Origin of the sequence: Aquimarina rhabdastrellae (genome assembly GCA_947387485.1) — a bacterium.
Taxonomy (GTDB): Bacteria; Bacteroidota; Bacteroidia; order Flavobacteriales; family Flavobacteriaceae; genus Aquimarina.
The window spans coordinates 1,081,667-1,099,382 of the sequence record CANDNT010000001.1 but is presented as its reverse complement, the minus strand read 5'-3'; the positions used below and the strand labels follow the sequence as shown (position 1 = coordinate 1,099,382).

At 32.4% G+C, this 17,716-nt stretch carries 15 protein-coding genes and 1 riboswitch; of the genes, 11 read left to right on the top strand and 4 right to left on the bottom strand.

What is annotated here, in order from left to right; genetic code table 11:
- Positions 1-234: 234 nt before the first annotated feature.
- Complete coding sequence (locus ACYEKI_RS04470; RefSeq protein ID WP_459209962.1) at positions 235-3,099, top strand: T9SS type A sorting domain-containing protein; 2,865 nt, start codon at positions 235-237, stop codon at positions 3,097-3,099.
- Between the two features lie 76 nt (positions 3,100-3,175).
- On the opposite strand, the gene lysA is transcribed toward ACYEKI_RS04470, so the two are convergent.
- Entirely contained in the window at positions 3,176-4,411 is a 1,236-nt protein-coding gene (lysA, locus tag ACYEKI_RS04465) for a diaminopimelate decarboxylase (protein WP_459209961.1), read from the bottom strand.
- A 227-nt stretch (positions 4,412-4,638) separates the two neighbouring features.
- Between lysA and sucC the strand changes: the two genes are divergently transcribed.
- The 3 genes from sucC (at position 4,639) to ACYEKI_RS04450 (ending at position 7,225) form a co-directional block, all read left to right on the top strand.
- A complete protein-coding gene (gene sucC, locus ACYEKI_RS04460; protein WP_459209960.1) occupies positions 4,639-5,832 on the top strand; it encodes an ADP-forming succinate--CoA ligase subunit beta in 1,194 nt (397 codons plus the stop codon).
- Between the two features lie 76 nt (positions 5,833-5,908).
- Positions 5,909-6,418: a cupin domain-containing protein gene (locus tag ACYEKI_RS04455; protein WP_459209959.1), complete on the top strand. Its 510-nt coding sequence runs from the start codon at positions 5,909-5,911 to the stop codon at positions 6,416-6,418.
- A 471-nt stretch (positions 6,419-6,889) separates the two neighbouring features.
- The gene (locus tag ACYEKI_RS04450; RefSeq protein WP_459209958.1) at positions 6,890-7,225 is read left to right on the top strand and encodes a hypothetical protein; all 336 of its coding nucleotides are present in this window, start codon (positions 6,890-6,892) and stop codon (positions 7,223-7,225) included.
- 76 nt (positions 7,226-7,301) lie between these two features.
- Here ACYEKI_RS04450 and ACYEKI_RS04445 read toward each other — a convergent pair whose 3' ends face one another.
- Positions 7,302-8,912: a class I SAM-dependent methyltransferase gene (locus ACYEKI_RS04445; protein WP_459209957.1), complete on the bottom strand. Its 1,611-nt coding sequence runs from the start codon at positions 8,910-8,912 to the stop codon at positions 7,302-7,304.
- A gap of 115 nt (positions 8,913-9,027) precedes the next feature.
- Positions 9,028-9,285, bottom strand: coding sequence for a DUF1456 family protein (locus ACYEKI_RS04440; protein ID WP_459209956.1), 258 nt, complete (start codon positions 9,283-9,285; stop codon positions 9,028-9,030).
- Between the two features lie 147 nt (positions 9,286-9,432).
- Between ACYEKI_RS04440 and ACYEKI_RS04435 the strand changes: the two genes are divergently transcribed.
- The 5 genes from ACYEKI_RS04435 (at position 9,433) to ACYEKI_RS04415 (ending at position 13,985) form a co-directional block, all read left to right on the top strand.
- Entirely contained in the window at positions 9,433-9,834 is a 402-nt protein-coding gene (locus ACYEKI_RS04435; RefSeq protein WP_459209955.1) for a TerB family tellurite resistance protein, read from the top strand.
- A gap of 356 nt (positions 9,835-10,190) precedes the next feature.
- On the top strand, positions 10,191-10,622 hold the full coding sequence (locus ACYEKI_RS04430; protein WP_459209954.1) for an Hsp20/alpha crystallin family protein: 432 nt from the start codon (positions 10,191-10,193) through the stop codon (positions 10,620-10,622).
- Positions 10,623-10,822: 200 nt separating this feature from the next.
- Positions 10,823-10,887, top strand: a riboswitch (Fluoride riboswitch).
- A 48-nt stretch (positions 10,888-10,935) separates the two neighbouring features.
- A complete protein-coding gene (locus tag ACYEKI_RS04425) occupies positions 10,936-12,243 on the top strand; it encodes a voltage-gated chloride channel family protein (RefSeq protein WP_459209953.1) in 1,308 nt (435 codons plus the stop codon).
- Between the two features lie 49 nt (positions 12,244-12,292).
- Complete coding sequence (locus tag ACYEKI_RS04420) at positions 12,293-13,558, top strand: Y-family DNA polymerase (protein ID WP_459209952.1); 1,266 nt, start codon at positions 12,293-12,295, stop codon at positions 13,556-13,558.
- Positions 13,545-13,985: a LexA family protein gene (locus tag ACYEKI_RS04415; RefSeq protein ID WP_459209951.1), complete on the top strand. Its 441-nt coding sequence runs from the start codon at positions 13,545-13,547 to the stop codon at positions 13,983-13,985. The genes ACYEKI_RS04420 and ACYEKI_RS04415 overlap by 14 nt, the downstream gene beginning before the upstream one ends.
- A gap of 51 nt (positions 13,986-14,036) precedes the next feature.
- On the opposite strand, the gene ACYEKI_RS04410 is transcribed toward ACYEKI_RS04415, so the two are convergent.
- The gene (locus ACYEKI_RS04410; RefSeq protein WP_459209950.1) at positions 14,037-14,702 is read right to left on the bottom strand and encodes a YceI family protein; all 666 of its coding nucleotides are present in this window, start codon (positions 14,700-14,702) and stop codon (positions 14,037-14,039) included.
- 166 nt (positions 14,703-14,868) lie between these two features.
- On the opposite strand from ACYEKI_RS04410, the gene ACYEKI_RS04405 reads away from it, so the two are divergent.
- Positions 14,869-15,426, top strand: coding sequence for a nucleotide exchange factor GrpE (locus ACYEKI_RS04405; RefSeq protein WP_459209949.1), 558 nt, complete (start codon positions 14,869-14,871; stop codon positions 15,424-15,426).
- A gap of 89 nt (positions 15,427-15,515) precedes the next feature.
- Positions 15,516-16,625, top strand: coding sequence for a molecular chaperone DnaJ (dnaJ, locus tag ACYEKI_RS04400; protein WP_459209948.1), 1,110 nt, complete (start codon positions 15,516-15,518; stop codon positions 16,623-16,625).
- Positions 16,626-17,716: the final 1,091 nt, after the last annotated feature.

The following is a 17,716-nucleotide window of genomic DNA, read 5'->3' as shown; positions in this document are numbered from 1 at the left end:
ACCTTTTTTATCATCTAAGAAAGGTTTTATTGTTTATAGCGATAATTTATTTTTAAACCGTAAATATTTTATGGTTTATGTAAAGTGTTGATTATAAATTAAGTGTATTTTGTATTGAATATAGTTAAGATAATATTAGTATTTTCTTTAGAAAAGTTTAGTAGTTTTGATATAGCAGAAACTGAAAACCTCAGTTATCATTGCGTAAACACATTAACATTAACTAATCTAACTATGAAAATCACTAATGTGATGCAATACTTGTCCCCAAAGTATATTGCACAAAAAGGGTATGTATTATCCTTAACATTAATGCTCCTGTTAACTTCAATCACAGGACAAGCACAAGAAGCTAAATTATTTAACCTAGGAAAAGAGAGAGACTTTAGTGAAAAACTATTATCAGTCGCTAAAACAACACTTCTTTTACAGGTTTCAGAACAAGAACAGCTAGAAGCTACTATACAACTTCAAGAAGGGAATATGGGAGATTATAAGCTGGTAGGAAACATCGGAGATAAAAAAACATCAACTTTTGACATTGTTAAAAAAGATGGATTTATTATCGGTAAAATTATTTTAAGAGATGCTCAAAGAGCTTTTCAGTATTACTCAGGAGATGATGGTAATGTCTATGTAGAAGAAATTGATATCAATAAGTTGGTATGTATTTCTTATGCTACTGTAGAAAATAAAACAGCAAATAATGTAGCAGCATCTAGTCGTGTGCCAGAATTAGAAAGTCAACCAGGAGCACCAGGAATCGTGTATTTGGATTTTGATGGAGAACTTGTAGAAAATACCAACTGGGTTGGTGGAGGAACCATTGATGCAGCACCATCTGGTTATAGTGACGAAGAAATTATGCTGGCTTGGAGAATCATGGCAGAAGATTTTAGATCTTTTAACCTTAACATTACGACTAGAAGAGAATTATTTGATGCAGCACCAGTGAATCGTAGAATGATGGTGATTTTTACACCTACAAAAGATGCTGCTCCTACAGCTGGAGGAGTTGCTTATTTATATTCGTTTTCATCGGGATTAGATGAGCCTTGTTGGGTATATAATAGATCAGGAAGATCTGCAGGAGAAACAGGATCTCACGAATTAGGACATACTTTAGGATTATCTCATGATGGAATTAATAGAGCAAACGGAGAGTATTATAGCGGACATGGAGAATGGAGTCCTATTATGGGATGGAGTGCTAATACTAAAGTAGGACACTGGAGTTTAGGAGAATATACAGATGCGACACAACAAGAAGATGATATTGCTATCATATCTGGAGCATCAAATGGTGTAGGATTTAAAGATGATGATCATGGAGGAACACCAGCTACTGCAAGTTTATTAGTTACTGCTTCAGACGGTACTGTAAATGCAGATCAAAACACTGGATTAATTGCAGAACGTACAGATGTAGATGTATTTTCTTTTGTAACTAGTGGAGGTGAAGTAAGATTTGATGTTAATCCAGATACACAGTATAGAGGATATGATATCGCTAACCTTAATATACAAGCGAGAATCTTAGACGGAAGAGGAGAAGAACTTGCTATATCTAATCCATATAGAAATTTAAGCGCTTCAATCATTACTACATTACCAGAAGGAACATATTTCTTAGAAATTGACGGAGCGGGAGAAGATGATGTTAATACAGGATATTCAGATTATTCTTCGATAGGGTTGTTTAGTATTTCGGGATCGTATCCATTAGGAGATAACAATCAACCTCCTGTAGCAAATTTTGATTCTGAATCGAATTGTAATGAAATTCAGTTTAGAAGCACATCTATTAATACAGTAGATAGTTATTTATGGGATTTTGGAGATGGAAATACATCTACAGCAGAAAACCCTACACATAGCTATGCAGCAGATGGAATGTATACGGTTACATTAACAGTAACTAATGCTAGAGGAACAGATAGCTATACGCTAGAGGTAGAAATGGAAACAGCGCAACAACCAGTAGAACAAACTATTGATGTGTGTAGAGGAACTTCTAATGCAATTGAGTTAAATGGTGATAATGCATACTTATGGTATGATCAAGAAACAAATGGACGTATAATAGGTTCTGGAACTGTTTTTAATACACCAGAATTAGATCAGAATACAACTTATTATGTATCAGGAATATTAGGAGAAGTAACTTCTCATAATGTGGGAATAACATCAATAAACGATAACCGTGGAGGAATTCATGGAGGTGGTTTTGCGTTAACGTTTAATGCAGAAAATAGAGTGATCTTAAAAAAGGCAACAGTATTTGCTAGAGGAACAAGAGAACGTACCTTAGTTCTTAGAGATGAAAACGGAAATGCTATTGCTTCTAAAGTGATAATGATAGAAGATGGAGAACAAGTAATTGATATTGATTTTGAAATTCCAGTAGGAAATAACATGGAAATAGGATTCAATACAGGATCAGATTTATTTAGAAACAACCGTAATGTAAGTTTCCCATATAGTGTTGATGGATTGATTTCTATTACAGGAACAACAAATCAAAATAGCCCAACAGGTTTTTATTACTATTTATATAATTGGGAAATAGAAACACTAGGAAGATGTGAAACTGCAAGAGTACCAGTACACTTAAATGTTACAGATGCTCCAGAAACGCCTACAATTGTTTATAATGAATCTACGGATGAGTTAACAATTCAAGGTACTACTACATATGATAGATACCAGTGGTATATTAATGGAGAACCTCTTGATGGTGCTACTAGTGCTATTTATATTGCAGACAGAATAGGAGAATATACAGTAGGAGTATACAATCAAGTCCCATGTGAGATGATTTCTAACGGAGTTAGAGTATCAACTCTTGATGTAACAGAATTTGAAGAAGACAAGACACAATTTGTAATGTATCCTAATCCTGCAAAAGATGTAGTATACCTTAAAGGAAATCAACAAAATCAAATAGAAGAAATTAAGATTGTTGACGTATTAGGAAAAACAGTAATGAAATTTAAGGATGACCAAATTAAAGAAGAGTATAATATTGAGTCATTAAACGAAGGAATGTATTTCTTAGTTATTGATAATAAAATATCAAAGAAACTAATTAAGAAATAAGCATAATAAAAGATTAAGAATCAAAAGCCGCTAGAATTTAGCTCTAGCGGCTTTTTTATAGTATAAAAGAAAGAGATTAAGAAATATGCTCTTCTTCTTGTTTTTCAAAAATAGAAATGTCTACTTGGTTATTCAATAGATCTTCAAAGGTTTCTCTTTTACGAATTAAATGTGCCTTTTCATTATACCACAATACTTCGGCAGGGCGATATCTAGAATTGTAATTACTAGCCATAGAGAAACAGTAAGCACCAGCGTTTTTAAAGGCAATAATGTCTCCTTCTGTAATTTCACTAATTCTTCGGTTTGAAGCAAAAGTATCCGTTTCGCAAATATAACCTACTATAGAATAAAAGCGTTCACGACCTTCAGGGTTAGAAACATTGATAATGTCGTGATGTGAATTGTATAACATAGGTCTAATTAAGTGATTAAATCCAGAATCAATTCCAGCAAAAACAGTAGAAGTAGTTTGTTTTACTACATTAACTTTGGCTAAGAAAAAACCAGACTCACTAACCAAGAATTTACCAGGTTCAAAACCTAAAGTAATATCTTTACCATACTCTTTACAAAAATCGTTAAAGCGTTTTGAAAGCTTTTCTCCAAATTCTTCGATATTAGTTTCGATATCCCCTTCTTTATAAGGTACTTTAAAACCGCTACCAAAATCAATAAAATCTAAATCTTTAAAATGCTTTGCCGTATCAAATAAGATTTCGCTAGCATATAAAAATACATCAATATCGAGTATATCACTACCTGTGTGCATATGTACTCCATTGATAGTCATTTCTGTATTCTCAACAATTCTTAAAATATGAGGAATTTGATGAATAGATATACCAAATTTACTATCGATATGACCTACAGAGATATTACTATTACCTCCAGCCATAACATGAGGATTGATACGAATACATACAGGAGTAGAAGGATATTTAGCTCCAAACTGTTCCAGTATAGATAAGTTATCAATATTAATTTGAACACCCATAGCAGAAACTTCTTCAATTTCTTCTAGAGAAACACCATTAGGTGTAAAAATGATATTAGAGGGTGACACCCCCGCAGCAAGCCCTAAACGAACCTCTTGGATAGAAACTGTATCTAATCCGGCACCAAGCGAATTCATTAACTTAAGGATTGCTACATTCGATAAAGCCTTAACTGCATAGTTAAGCTTTACCTGTTTCACCTGTTTAAATGCTTGAGTTAAGCGGTTGTATTGTGAAACAATTTTGGAAGCATCATAGACGTAGACTGGACTTCCAAACTCCTGAGCAATAGCTAATAAATTTGCGTTTTCCATGATATTAATTATTAAAGCTTACGAAAGTATTAATAATAATTCAATCCAAGATCAACTCTGAGTTAAAAAATCTACAAAATCAGTAGATTTATTTAAAACAGAGAAGAATAAGAAGAATTTATGAAATTACCGTTTAGGAATTCTATTTTTTTACGTCAAAAAGATTAGCACAATAAAATCACATTTCCTATTTTTGGGACTCCTATTAAAAGGCAAATAAGAACATTATGAATTTACACGAATATCAGGGTAAAGAAATATTAAGCAGCTTTGGCGTACGTATTCAACGTGGTATAGTTGCTCACAATGCAAAAGAAGCGGTAGATGCCGCAAAACAATTAACTTCTGAAACTGGAACTGAGTGGCATGTGATTAAAGCACAAGTACATGCTGGTGGTCGTGGAAAAGGTGGAGGTGTTAAGCTTGCTAAAAACATTCAAGAAGTTGAAGAAATAGCAGGACAAATCATTGGAATGAACTTAGTAACTCCTCAAACTTCGGCTGAAGGTAAAAAGGTACACCAAGTATTAGTAGCAGAAGATGTATATTATCCTGGTGAAAGTGAACCAGATGAGTTCTACATGTCAGTATTATTAAACCGTGCAACGGGACGTAATATGATCATGTACTCTACAGAAGGAGGAATGGATATCGAAACGGTAGCAGAAGAAACTCCACACTTAATCTTTACAGAAGAGGTAGATCCTTCAGCTGGATTACTACCTTTCCAAGCACGTCGTATAGCATTTAACCTTGGGTTAAGCGGAACTGCATTTAAAGAAATGACAAAATTCGTTTATGCATTATATACTGCTTATGTAAAGTCTGATTCTTCATTATTTGAAATCAACCCAGTTTTAAAAACTAGTGATAATAAAATTATGGCTGTTGATGCTAAAGTTACTTTAGATGACAACGCATTATACCGTCATAAAGATTATGCAGAAATGCGTGATATTCGTGAAGAAAGCCCAGTTGAGGTTGAAGCAAAAGCTGTTGGTCTTAACTATGTTGATCTTGACGGAAACGTAGGATGTATGGTAAACGGAGCTGGATTAGCAATGGCTACTATGGATTTAATTAAGCAAGCAGGTGGAGAACCAGCTAACTTTTTGGATGTAGGTGGTACTGCTGATGCTAAGCGTGTAGAAGAAGCATTTAGATTAATCTTAAAAGATGAAAACGTAAAAGCTATCTTAATTAATATCTTTGGTGGTATTGTACGTTGTGACCGTGTAGCTCAAGGAGTTGTTGATGCATACAAAAACATGGGAGACGATATCAAAGTGCCTATTATTGTACGTTTACAAGGAACAAACGCTGATATCGCAAAAGAATTGATCGATAACAGTGGATTAGATGTACAAAGTGCAGTAGAATTCCAAGAAGCAGCAGATAAAGTTCAAGCAGTATTAGCATAACTTTAAAAAGCTTATAAAATAATTAAAGGCTGTTTGATTTATCAAACAGCCTTTTTTCTTAACCTAATCTATCATCATGAATAATCAAAGAATAGAAAAAATTGTAAAGAAATTAGACATGCTGCCTCATCCAGAAGGAGGTTTTTATAAAGAAACTTATCGTAGTGAAGCAACAATTAAAAAAGAGGCTCTAATAGGAGATTTCTCTGGAGATCGTAATTATAGTACGGCTATTTATTTTTTATTAACCTCAGAAAATTTTTCTGCTTTTCATCGCATCAAACAAGATGAAATATGGCATCATTACGAAGGTGCGTCTTTATACGTACATGTGATAGATCAAGATGGAGTATATGCTAGATATAGTGTAGGAAAGAATCTTGAAGAAGGAGAGTTCCCGCAATTGGTTGTTCCAGCAGGATGTTGGTTTGCGTCAAGTGTAAAAAATGAAGATGCTTATACTTTTGTAGGATGTACTGTAGCTCCTGGATTTGATTTTGCAGATTTTGAATTGGCAAATAGAGAAGAATTAGCAGTGCAATATCCAGAACATAAAAAGATTATTGAGCAATATACAAGAATATAAGAAAGAAGCTTGATCTACATCAAGCTTCTTTTTTTATGGTGTCATGTCCTGAAATAGCGTTACACAATTATATAGTATTATAAAAGACAATCAGAAAGATTATACGATGCGTTTTAAGCTTTCTGTAGTATCTTAAGTAGACATGAACGATTACAATGTGTGGTTTAATTAAAGATACAAGTTAAATAAATGCATATAAGCACAGAGACTAGTCTTAATTGAAAATAAAAAAGAGTTAGAAATATTATAAAATACTGATTTTAAGGTGTTAATGTTTTAATAATGAAAATAAATTATAACATAAGAATAAATTGGTTAAACTCTTGATTTTATATATAGTTGCGATGTTTTTTATAGAACAAAATTATGGTTTAATGATTATTAAATTACTGTTAAACAGTAATTTGTGATGTAACAAAAAAAGCTTACTCAAGGTCTTATAAATGTAAATCAATTTTAAACAACATAATAATGAAAAGAGTAAGTGTAATTGTAATGGCAGCATTTTTCTTATGTGCTAGCTTAGTCTCAGCAGCCAATACACCAGTAAAAAAAACAGACCGTAAACTCTCTGACGAAATCGGAGTTTTATTAAAAGATCCTTCTTTTAAGATAGAAGAAGACATCAAAGCGCAGGTAACGTTTACCTTAAATAAAGATAATGAGATTGTAGTATTATCTGTAGAATCAGAAAGTGTTCAAGTAGAGGGGTATATTAAAAATAGATTGAATTATCAGAAAGTTAAAACTTCAGAAAAAAATTCAATGATAGCTTATCAAATACCTGTCCGCATTGTTCAAGAATAGAATTAATAATAACTTAGTGATGAGTTATGTTGTATGATTCCTGATATTTTACAAGAAATGTCAGGAATTATTATTTTTAAGATGCACCTAATAAATAATGGATACTTACAGTGGCTAGTTCTGAGTTAGGAAATTTATAGAAATAATTTGGATCACTATATAAACCAACTTCTTGAATAACTTTAAGAAAAGAAGCTACCTCTACAATATATTGATCAGAGAAACCATGAGTAGCATCATAAGCTGTAGCTGCAGTTTGTCCTATATGTTGAGCAGTGATTTCTGGAGCAATAGTATGTAGTTCAATTACGATCAAACCATAAGCAGAAATATAAGGAACCCATTTTGAAAAATGATCTTTTAAATTACGTTCCACATCATCATGAGATAGACGACTCCCTCGATAAGCAAAAGCTCCAGTTGATATACTAGGTTGATCCAATTGCAATTTTGGAGTATCCCATATTCTATTATGATCAAGGAAGGTACGTACAGATAATAAGTCGCTTAGAGCAATATTATAGTTTTCTTTTAAATCTTGATGTAATTGCTCAGGATTACTAATATCTCCCCAGATAACTTTTGCCCATATATCGGCTTGAACTAAATTAGCACGAGTTACTTTTAATGCCGCTTTATTATAGTCGGCTCCTACTAAAAATAACGGATGCTCTTCTAGATGTTTACCTCTTAAAGTTTGCGTAGCAATAACATCAAAAAGATGTATAAGGAATGCTCCGTTACCACAACCCATGTCGAGAATACCTTTAGGTTGCTCTGCTATAGGTTGATTAAAAATATGAATAATAATCTCGTCTATTTTTTTAAAATAAGCGATATGAGCACCACCGCTTCCCCAAACATTCATTTCTCTATCTACATGAATTTCTTCACTACCATTATGTTGCCATAAGGCGTTAGGGTTACCAAAAAGTAACTCATCTAATTTTCTAAACATAGGAATATAAGAAACAGTAACACCATAAGCAGAAGCTCTTTTGGCAAAAAATAAGCCTTTATCTGTAAAAGAATAATTACCATTAAGTTTAACAAACCATCCTAATGAGCTTAAAAAATCTAAGATTACAGAAAAACATTCAGGATGTTTATGATATTCTTCTGGGCTAAAAGAAGCTTCCATAAAATATTTATGAAACATACCACCCATACCTAAACGTACTACAGTAGGCCCTACCAAAATACCTTCTATATGTTTAAGTATTTGATGTTGAATAGTAGCAATAGTTGCATCAGAAGAAATGGTTAAATCAAAATCATCGTGATATTGTTTAAATAATTGTTCCAGTTTTTGAAAAGGTGCAATCTCAAATTTTCTAGGATGATACTTTCCCGAAAAATCTAATAAATCTACAACACCTTTATATAAATAAAAATGATCAAAAGCTATTTTACTTACAGCATTACATTGTATAAGTATATCTCCATTTGACGTAGGAGTATAGTTAATCCAACCTTGAGAAGCCATTACACGGAGCGCTACATTAAGATATCCTTCATTAGTATTAAAGTGAGAAGATAACTGTGTAATCAATACTTCGTTTTGTTCGAGAATATACGAAGTAAGTTCTTTATGATGTAAAATATATGCTATAGGAGCAACTGTAATTCCGTCAAGATGTCTAAAAAGTTCCGAACGAAATAATTGCTTTTCAGTTTTAGTCAACATAAATAATAGCTTAATTAAATGAGATTATTAAACAGGAATCTACCTTTAAATTAAGCAATTATTTTTGAGTATAAAAATGTTAACTAGCTGAATGTTAGAAACAAGGTGCTGAGTGTTATTTTTTAGGAGTATTTTTATCCTTTTTTTCAGGCATTGGACCTCTTAAATGAATGATCAAACCATTGAGGAAATTTCGTAAAATCTGATCTCCACATTCCATATATTTTGGATGATTTTCATTTCTAAAAAGTGCACCTAGTTCACTTTTAGTAACTTTAAAATCAACTAAAGCACAGATTTTTACAATATCTTCATCACGTAATTTATGAGCTACGCGAAGTTTCTTAAAAATGTCATTATTTGTCAATCCCATGGCGACAAAGGTAAAGCTCTACAAGCTAAATAAAAAATAATGAAGATTTAAAATTAAAAAGGCGCAGTTTTTGTGTATTTATATAGCAAAAGTCAGGATTTTTTTTAATTTTAGTGTCCCCCTAATCATTGAACAAAAACTTATTCTATGTACAGTAAAGAAGAAAAACTGAGCCTGTTATCAGAACTGTTGCAATTTGCTATGTCTGATGGGAAAATTAAAACCGAAGAATATGATTTTATTCTAGCGATAGCCTCTCAATTGGGCATAAGTAAGATAGAATTGGATCAGATTTCGTTAAACGGAAAAGAAGCGATACCTATTAAATCAGAATCTCAACGAATCTTACAATTTCATCGATTAATATTATTGATGAATGTGGACCAAGAAACTTCACAACAAGAAATCTATAAAATTAAAGAAACAGGATTAAAAATGGGATTAAGAGCAGAAGCAATAGATACAGTGCTTGAAGTGATGCATCAATATCCTAATAAATTGATACCACCTCAAGAATTAATCTCCATTTTTACGAGATTCTATAATTAATACCCATACTGCATTAAAATTATTATTTCTGCATTTTACTTTATCATAAAATATCACTGTAGCTTCTGCGATGCTTCTATTTTTTTTGTAAAACTTCGCAAATCTTCAATTTTGCTACAAGGTACTTTCAAATAAGATATGGTATAAAAAGAAAAATCAATATTATAAGTAAAGCTTTATGAAATGATCATAAAGCTTTTTTTGTACGTTTTTGACAGTGTTCTTATGATAAGAATGACAAAAAGTCATTTATTGAATTGTATTTTATGTCAAAATGTCTTGTTTTTTGTAATGGAATTGAAATTGCTATGTAACAAGTGTAACAAAAATTGAAATTAACATTATAAAAAATAGATATGAACACTATAAAAAGAACAAATAGATTACCATTTTCATTCGACGAATTATTTCAAACAGATTGGTTAGGCGGAACAACACAAGGACCAAAAATAGGTTTAAATACTCCTGCTGTAAATATTGCCGAAACAGAACATAATTTTGAAATAGCACTGGCTATACCAGGATTAACAAGAGCAGATATTAATATCGAATTAGATAATGATCAATTAACTGTAGCTTCAGTTAAAAAAGAAGAAAAAGAAGAGGTTGTAAAAAAATACTCTCGCAAAGAATTTTCATATGCATCATTTAAACGCGTATTTAATTTACCAGAAACGATTGAGACGACAAAAATTGAAGCTTCTTTTGAAAGTGGAATATTAGAAATAACATTACCAAAAAAAGAAGAAGCAAAAGTACAACCTAAACGTTTAATAGAAATCGATTAAAAATATAGATAGATAAGTTTGTTTTCATAGATAAATGTGGGAAACCACAGCCAAATTATATCAAGACATTTGGTTATTGTTTTAATTAGTTAAGAAAAATCCCCAATTGACACGTTGGGGATTTTTTATGTTTGCAGAATTTTAATAAATCAAATGAAATAAAATATCTTAAAGATTAAAGTAAAAGTGATACATTTGCCATTCATAAAGGCAATGATGTCTGCCTGGAACCGCTTTATAAAAAGCTGATGACGTCTATAAAATGTAGTAAACATGTGCTACACTTTATAGTGTAGCTTATAGTAGAGAGGAAATGAACAAACAAGCTATCAAGAATTATTTTACGTCCTTAGAACAAATTCCAATTTTATTTTACGCGATTAAATGGCTTATACTATCTATTATAGTAGGAGCATTGGCAGGATCGGCATCTGCATTATTATTAGTTTCGTTAGAGTGGGCTACACAAGTAAGAGAAACTAATTTGTGGATTATTTGGTTATTGCCTATAGGAGGATTTGTTGTAGGTGCATTGTATCATTACTGGGGAAAAGATGTTGTTAAAGGAAATAACCAGTTGATCGAAGAATATCACGAACCTCAAAAAGTGATTCCGTTTAAAATGGCTCCTTGGATATGGATAGGAACAGTAATTACACATTTATTTGGTGGATCAGCGGGAAGAGAAGGCTCTGCTGTACAAATGGGAGGAGCAATTGCAGATCAATTTACTACACTATTAAAATTAAATAACGAAGACCGAAAAATCCTAATTGTAATGGGAGTTAGCGCAGGGTTTGCTTCTGTATTTGGGACACCGTTGGCCGGAATGATTTTCGCATTAGAGGTACTCGTTTTAGGACGTATGCGATACGAAGCAATCTTACCTAGTGTATTTACTGCCATTATAGCAGATTATAGTTGCCACGCTTGGCATGTAACACATACTACGTATAGTATTCCGTTTGTACCAGAGATGACCCCAGTAAATTTCTTTTGGACTATTTTTGCAGGAGCAATTTTTGGTATTGGAGCAATTATATTTTCCAAAATGACACACTTCTGGGGAAAGTTGTTTAAAACGAAAATAGCATATCCACCATTAAGACCTTTTTTAGGCGGTATAGTAGTTGCTTTGGCAGTATGGGCTATAGGAACAACAAAATATATAGGATTAGGAGTACCTACAATTGTAGCTGCTTTTAGCGAAGACTTAAATTCTTATGACTTTTTATTAAAAATACTATTTACTTCTTTTACGTTAGGAGCCGGTTTTAAAGGAGGAGAAGTAACACCTTTGTTTTATGTAGGAGCAACTTTGGGTAATGCCTTAATATGGTTTGTTCCATTACCAGTAGCATTATTGGCAGGAATGGGATTTGTAGCGGTCTTCTCTGGCGCTACCAATACACCTATAGCGTGTACATTTATGGGAATAGAACTCTTTGGGGCAGAAGGAGGAGCTTATATCGCTATAGCCTGTATTGTAGCCTATTTATTTTCTGGACATACAGGCATTTATGGATCTCAAATTATAGGTAGTCCTAAACATCTCAAACAATTATATATAAAGTCAAAGACATTAAAAGAGATAGATGAAGAATTGAAGAGTAATCTTTGATAACTGATTTTTTTGACGTATTTTATAGATTAAGGAAAACAAAAGAAATATGTATGCAATCATAGATTGTAATAGCTTTTATGTGTCTTGCGAAAGAGCTTTTAGACCAGATTTAAGGACAAAACCTGTAGTGGTATTGTCTAATAATGATGGTTGCGTAATTTCTAGAAGTGCTGAAGCAAAGCTGTTAGGTATACCTATGGGAGCGCCAGCATTTAAATTTAAAAAGATATTTAAAGAGAAACAGATAAAAGTATTCTCTTCTAATTATTCGTTATATGGCGATATGAGCTCTAGAGTAATGGAAGTTTTAAAGCAGTTTGCTCCAGAAGTTGAAGTGTATAGTATAGACGAAGCTTTTTTGTTATTAGAAAATTTACCAGTTGATATAGAAACCTATGCACATCAAATAAAGAAAACTATATTTCAATATACCAATATTCCTGTTAGTGTAGGTGTAGCTCCTACCAAAGCATTGTCCAAAGTCGCGAATCATGTAGCCAAAAAGTTTCAGCAAAAAACAAAAGGTGTTTTTGTGATTGATACAGAAGAACGTAGAGTCAAAACATTAAAATGGATGCCTATAGCAGAGGTATGGGGGATAGGAAGAGGACATCATAAACGATTGTCTGATTTAGGTATAGGAACTGCATACGAGTTTACACAATTGAGTGAATCATGGGTGAAAAAAAACATGTCGGTTATAGGATTGCGTTTACAAAAAGACCTTAAAGGAGAAGCTACAATGACCCTAGATGATGATACACGAGATAAAAAAGCGATAGCTACAACACGAAGTTTTGAATATACTTATAAAGAATATGAAGAAGTAAAAGAACGAATTGTAACCTTTGCATATAGCTGTGCCGAGAAATTGCGAAAGCAAAAATCAGCCTGTACGCATGCATATGTGTTTTTACGTAGTAATAGACATGACAGCTCAAAAGAACAATATAGAGCAGGAACAATGGTAGCTATGCCTTACCCTACAGATTCAACCTTGGTGATTGTAAATGCTGTAGTAAAAGGATTAAAAGAAATTTTTAAAGCCAATATACATTATAAAAGAGCAGGTGTAGTACTTACAGGACTGACAACAACAAAGCAAGTACAATTATTTGCAAACGAAGATCCCAAACATGAATCCTTAATGAAAATAATGGATGGGTTAAATGATAAATTTGGCGCACATAAAATAAAAATAGCAAGTCAAGATCTGGAAAGAACATGGAAAATGAGACAAGAACATTTGTCACCACAATATACCACAAAGTTGAGCGAAATTATAGAAGTAAATTGTAATGAAAGAGAGTGATAGAAAAGCGTTAGAACTATACTCGGTAGAGCGTTCAGAAAATCAAGAATTCATTTTGGTAGAAGAAGGGGTATCGGCAGGATTTCCATCACCAGCAGAAGACTTTAGACAACCTAGAATTAGCTTAGATCGTGAATTGATTGATAATGTAGAAGCTACTTTTTTTGCACGTGTAAGAGGAGATTCTATGATTAATGCAGGATTGTCAAACGGAGATTTATTGGTTGTTGATAAAAGTAAAGAAGCACAACATGGCAAAATAGCAGTATGTTTTATAGATGGAGAATTTACAGTAAAGCGATTAGATGTTCAAAAAGACTGTGTGTATTTGATGCCAGAAAATGATAACTATAAACCTATAAAAGTAACAGAAGATAATGAATTGATCATATGGGGAATTGTGACTTATGTAATCAAAAAGGTATAAAAAAACACCTCATTAAGAGGTGTTTTGTTTCTATATAAATTGAAGCACTAATTATTTAGTTGCTTTAAGGTCTATTTTGATTTCGATATCATCGTTGATAAAACGATCGCCTAAGTCTTCAAAAACAGATTTAGAAGCATAGTTTACATTCCACTCTGTTCTGTTAATAGTAAATACTTCACTTGTTAAAGAAGCACCTTCAGCTGTAGTCGCAAAAGTAGCAGGGAAAGAAATATTTTTAGAGATTCCTTTAATAGTAAGGTTTCCTTGTACTGTACTTACTCCATTAGCAGTAGTAACACCAGTGATTTCAAAAGCAGCAGTAGGGAATTTAGTTACATTAAAAAAGTGATCTTCACCATCTTTTTCTAAACCTTTAAGGTGAGCTTCAAGATGCTCTTTATCTTCACCTTCGATATCAGTCACTACAATAGAGTTCATGTCAACAACAAAAGATCCACCTTCTAATGTACCTTCTTTTACATTAAGAACACCAGACTTTAATTTAATAGTACCTTCATGTTTACCAGTAGGCTTGCTTCCTACCCATGCTAATGTACTATTTGCAGCATCAACATTAAAGTTGACCGCAGTAACAGGAGCTTCTTTTACCTCTTTAGACTCAGTAGTTGTAACTTCATTTTTCTTTTCTTCTTTACAAGAAGTAGCAAAAAGTAGAGCAGTGATAGCTAGTGTACCAAAAATTTTAAATTTCATAAGTATAGTTAATTTTAATCTTTACGGGACAAAAGTAGCTGATAAACTAATGTCAAATCTTAAAAAATTATTAAAATATTGTGATGACATTATGACATTATAAGAGAAATGGCAGTACTTTTGCAGACCAGAAAGTGACACTAGTATTAAATATTGCTACAAAATAATGAGTAAGAAAGATAAAACTGTAGAAGATATAAAAGACCAACAAGTAGAAGAAACTGTAGATACGGCTGTAGAAGAAACTACTAATGAACAAGTACAAGAAGAAGTAAGTGCAGAAGAGCAATTAAAAGAAGAATTGCAAAAAGAGAAAGATAAGTTCTTGAGATTGTTTGCAGAGTTTGAAAACTATAAGCGTAGAACTTCAAAAGAGCGTATAGAATTATTTAAAACTGCCAATCAAGAAGTAATGGTTTCTTTATTACCAGTATTAGATGATTTTGACAGAGCGCAAAAAGAATTAGAAAAATCTGAAGACAAAGCGTTAAAAGAAGGAGTTGATTTAATTCATAATAAGTTAAAAGAAACTTTAAAAGGAAAAGGATTAACTCAAGTAGAAGTTGCAGCAGGAGATACTTTTAATGCAGATGATCACGAAGCAATAACTCAAATTCCGGCACCTACAGAAGACCTTAAAGGTAAAATTGTAGATGTTATAGAAAAAGGATATAAATTAGGCGATAAAGTAATACGTTTTCCTAAAGTAGTAACAGGACAATAACATATAAACGTATTTATATATGCTAAAATGGATATAGGCAATACTATATAATATTAAAGAAATGCCCAATCCACAAATAGTTTCAACAGATGAAAGAAGATTTTTACGACATATTAGGTATTAGTAAAGGTGCAAGTGCTGCCGAAATTAAAAAGGCATACCGTAAAAAAGCGGTACAATTTCACCCAGATAAAAACCCTGGAGATAAAGAAGCCGAAGAGAATTTTAAGAAAGCAGCAGAAGCCTATGAAGTACTAAGTGATCCAGATAAAAAAGCACGCTACGATCAATTTGGTCACCAAGCCTTTGAAGGAGGCGGATTTGGTGGTGGAGGTATGAATATGGATGATATCTTCAGTCAATTTGGTGATATATTTGGCGGAGGCGGTTTTGGTGGCTTCGGAGGATTCGGTGGAAGCGGAAGACAACGTCGTGCCAAAGGGAGTAACCTACGTATTCGTGTAAAGCTTACTCTTGAAGAAATTGCAAATGGTGTAGAAAAGAAGATTAAAGTAAAACGTAAGATTCAAGCACCAGGGACAACATATAAAACATGTAGTACATGTAATGGATCAGGACAAGTAACTCGTATAACCAATACGATTTTAGGTAGAATGCAAACTTCTGCACCATGTAATGTTTGTGGTGGAGCAGGGCAATCTATAGATCATAAACCAGCTGGAGCAGATGCTCAAGGGTTAAAAATAGAAGAAGAAACTGTAAGTATTAAAATCCCTGCAGGTGTAGAAGACGGAATGCAGTTAAAAGTTTCTGGTAAAGGAAATGAAGCACCAGGAAATGGTATAGCAGGAGATTTATTAGTTGCGATAGAAGAAGTTAAACACAATGATTTACAACGTGAAGGAGATAATCTTCACTACGATTTATATATAAGTTTCTCTGAAGCTGCTTTAGGTACCTCAAGAGAGATTGATACGGTGACAGGTAAGGTACGTATCAAGATTGAAGAAGGAGTTCAAAGTGGTAAAATTTTAAGATTAAGAGGTAAAGGAATTCCTAATATCAATGGATATGGTAAGGGAGATTTATTAGTGCATGTAAATGTATGGACACCTCGTACATTAAGTAGAGAACAAAAAGAATTCTTCCAGAAAATGTCACAAGATGATCACTTCCAACCTAAGCCAGAAAGTAGTGATAAATCATTTTTTGAGAAGGTAAAAGACATGTTTTCATAAATAAAATACCAAATTTTACTAAGCATTAAAGGGGATTAACTTTTAATTAAGTAAATTTGTGTATATTTGAAAAATCACTAGCGCATTTAGTGATAATTTTTCTTTTTCATAGCAATTTTTTTCCCATCCTTAGTCATAAGGGTGGGTTTTGTTTTTTATAACTATAACCTTTAATAGCTATGTCGTAAATACATAAGAAAGCTTTCATCGATGTTATAAAAAAGTCGAGATAAGGAAATAATAAAAGTAGTATATCGAATCGAAGGTCGATCTTAAATAAACTCAAGAGTTATCCCACGTAATTAAAACAATCCTTTAATGTTTATAGGGGCAATCACAAAAGTTGTATGAATTATTTTTAATCATAAACTGACAAACTCAAAGACTCATTAACGAATAAACTCAACAACTATAACACTTTTATATTTTACATTCAGTACTTTACATTTTGAATTGCACTAGTCATTGAGCTTGTTTGGTTCACTGAGTATGCCAAAGTAACTAAACTCCTTTTTATATTTTAGATTATACCAGAATTAAGGACACAAAAATAGCTTTTGACTTATTTTATATTAGATATAGATGTGATATAACAGTTAATTTTAGATCAAAAAAAAGATGCCTATCCTATATAATATATCAACTATATCGATAGGCACCCGTAAATGGGGGTGAATATAAGGGGGTTACTATGTGTCATGCTTAGGTAATGACGGCACATCAAAATGATAGCAAATATCAATGCTATACGCGGAATAATTAGAATAAGGATAGTGGAGTAATATATGCAAATATAATCCTTTTTTTGACTTATATATGCTTTTTGATGTTAAAAATATTTGATTATCAGTGTTTTGTGTTTTTTAGGGTAAAAAGATGTTTTTTTATTCAGAACACTTTTTAGTATGTGAAACATAATAGAGTTCACAAAAGAACTTTATCTATAATAGATGAGATAATGTTAGAAAGGTCATGTTAAGGGTACAATTTTATACTGTTTTTAGTAAGACTAAGTGATGATTTAATGATGGTCTTATTTAGTGAATAATACCACTTGAAAACAAAAATAAAAGAGGAGAAAAAGATTGAAA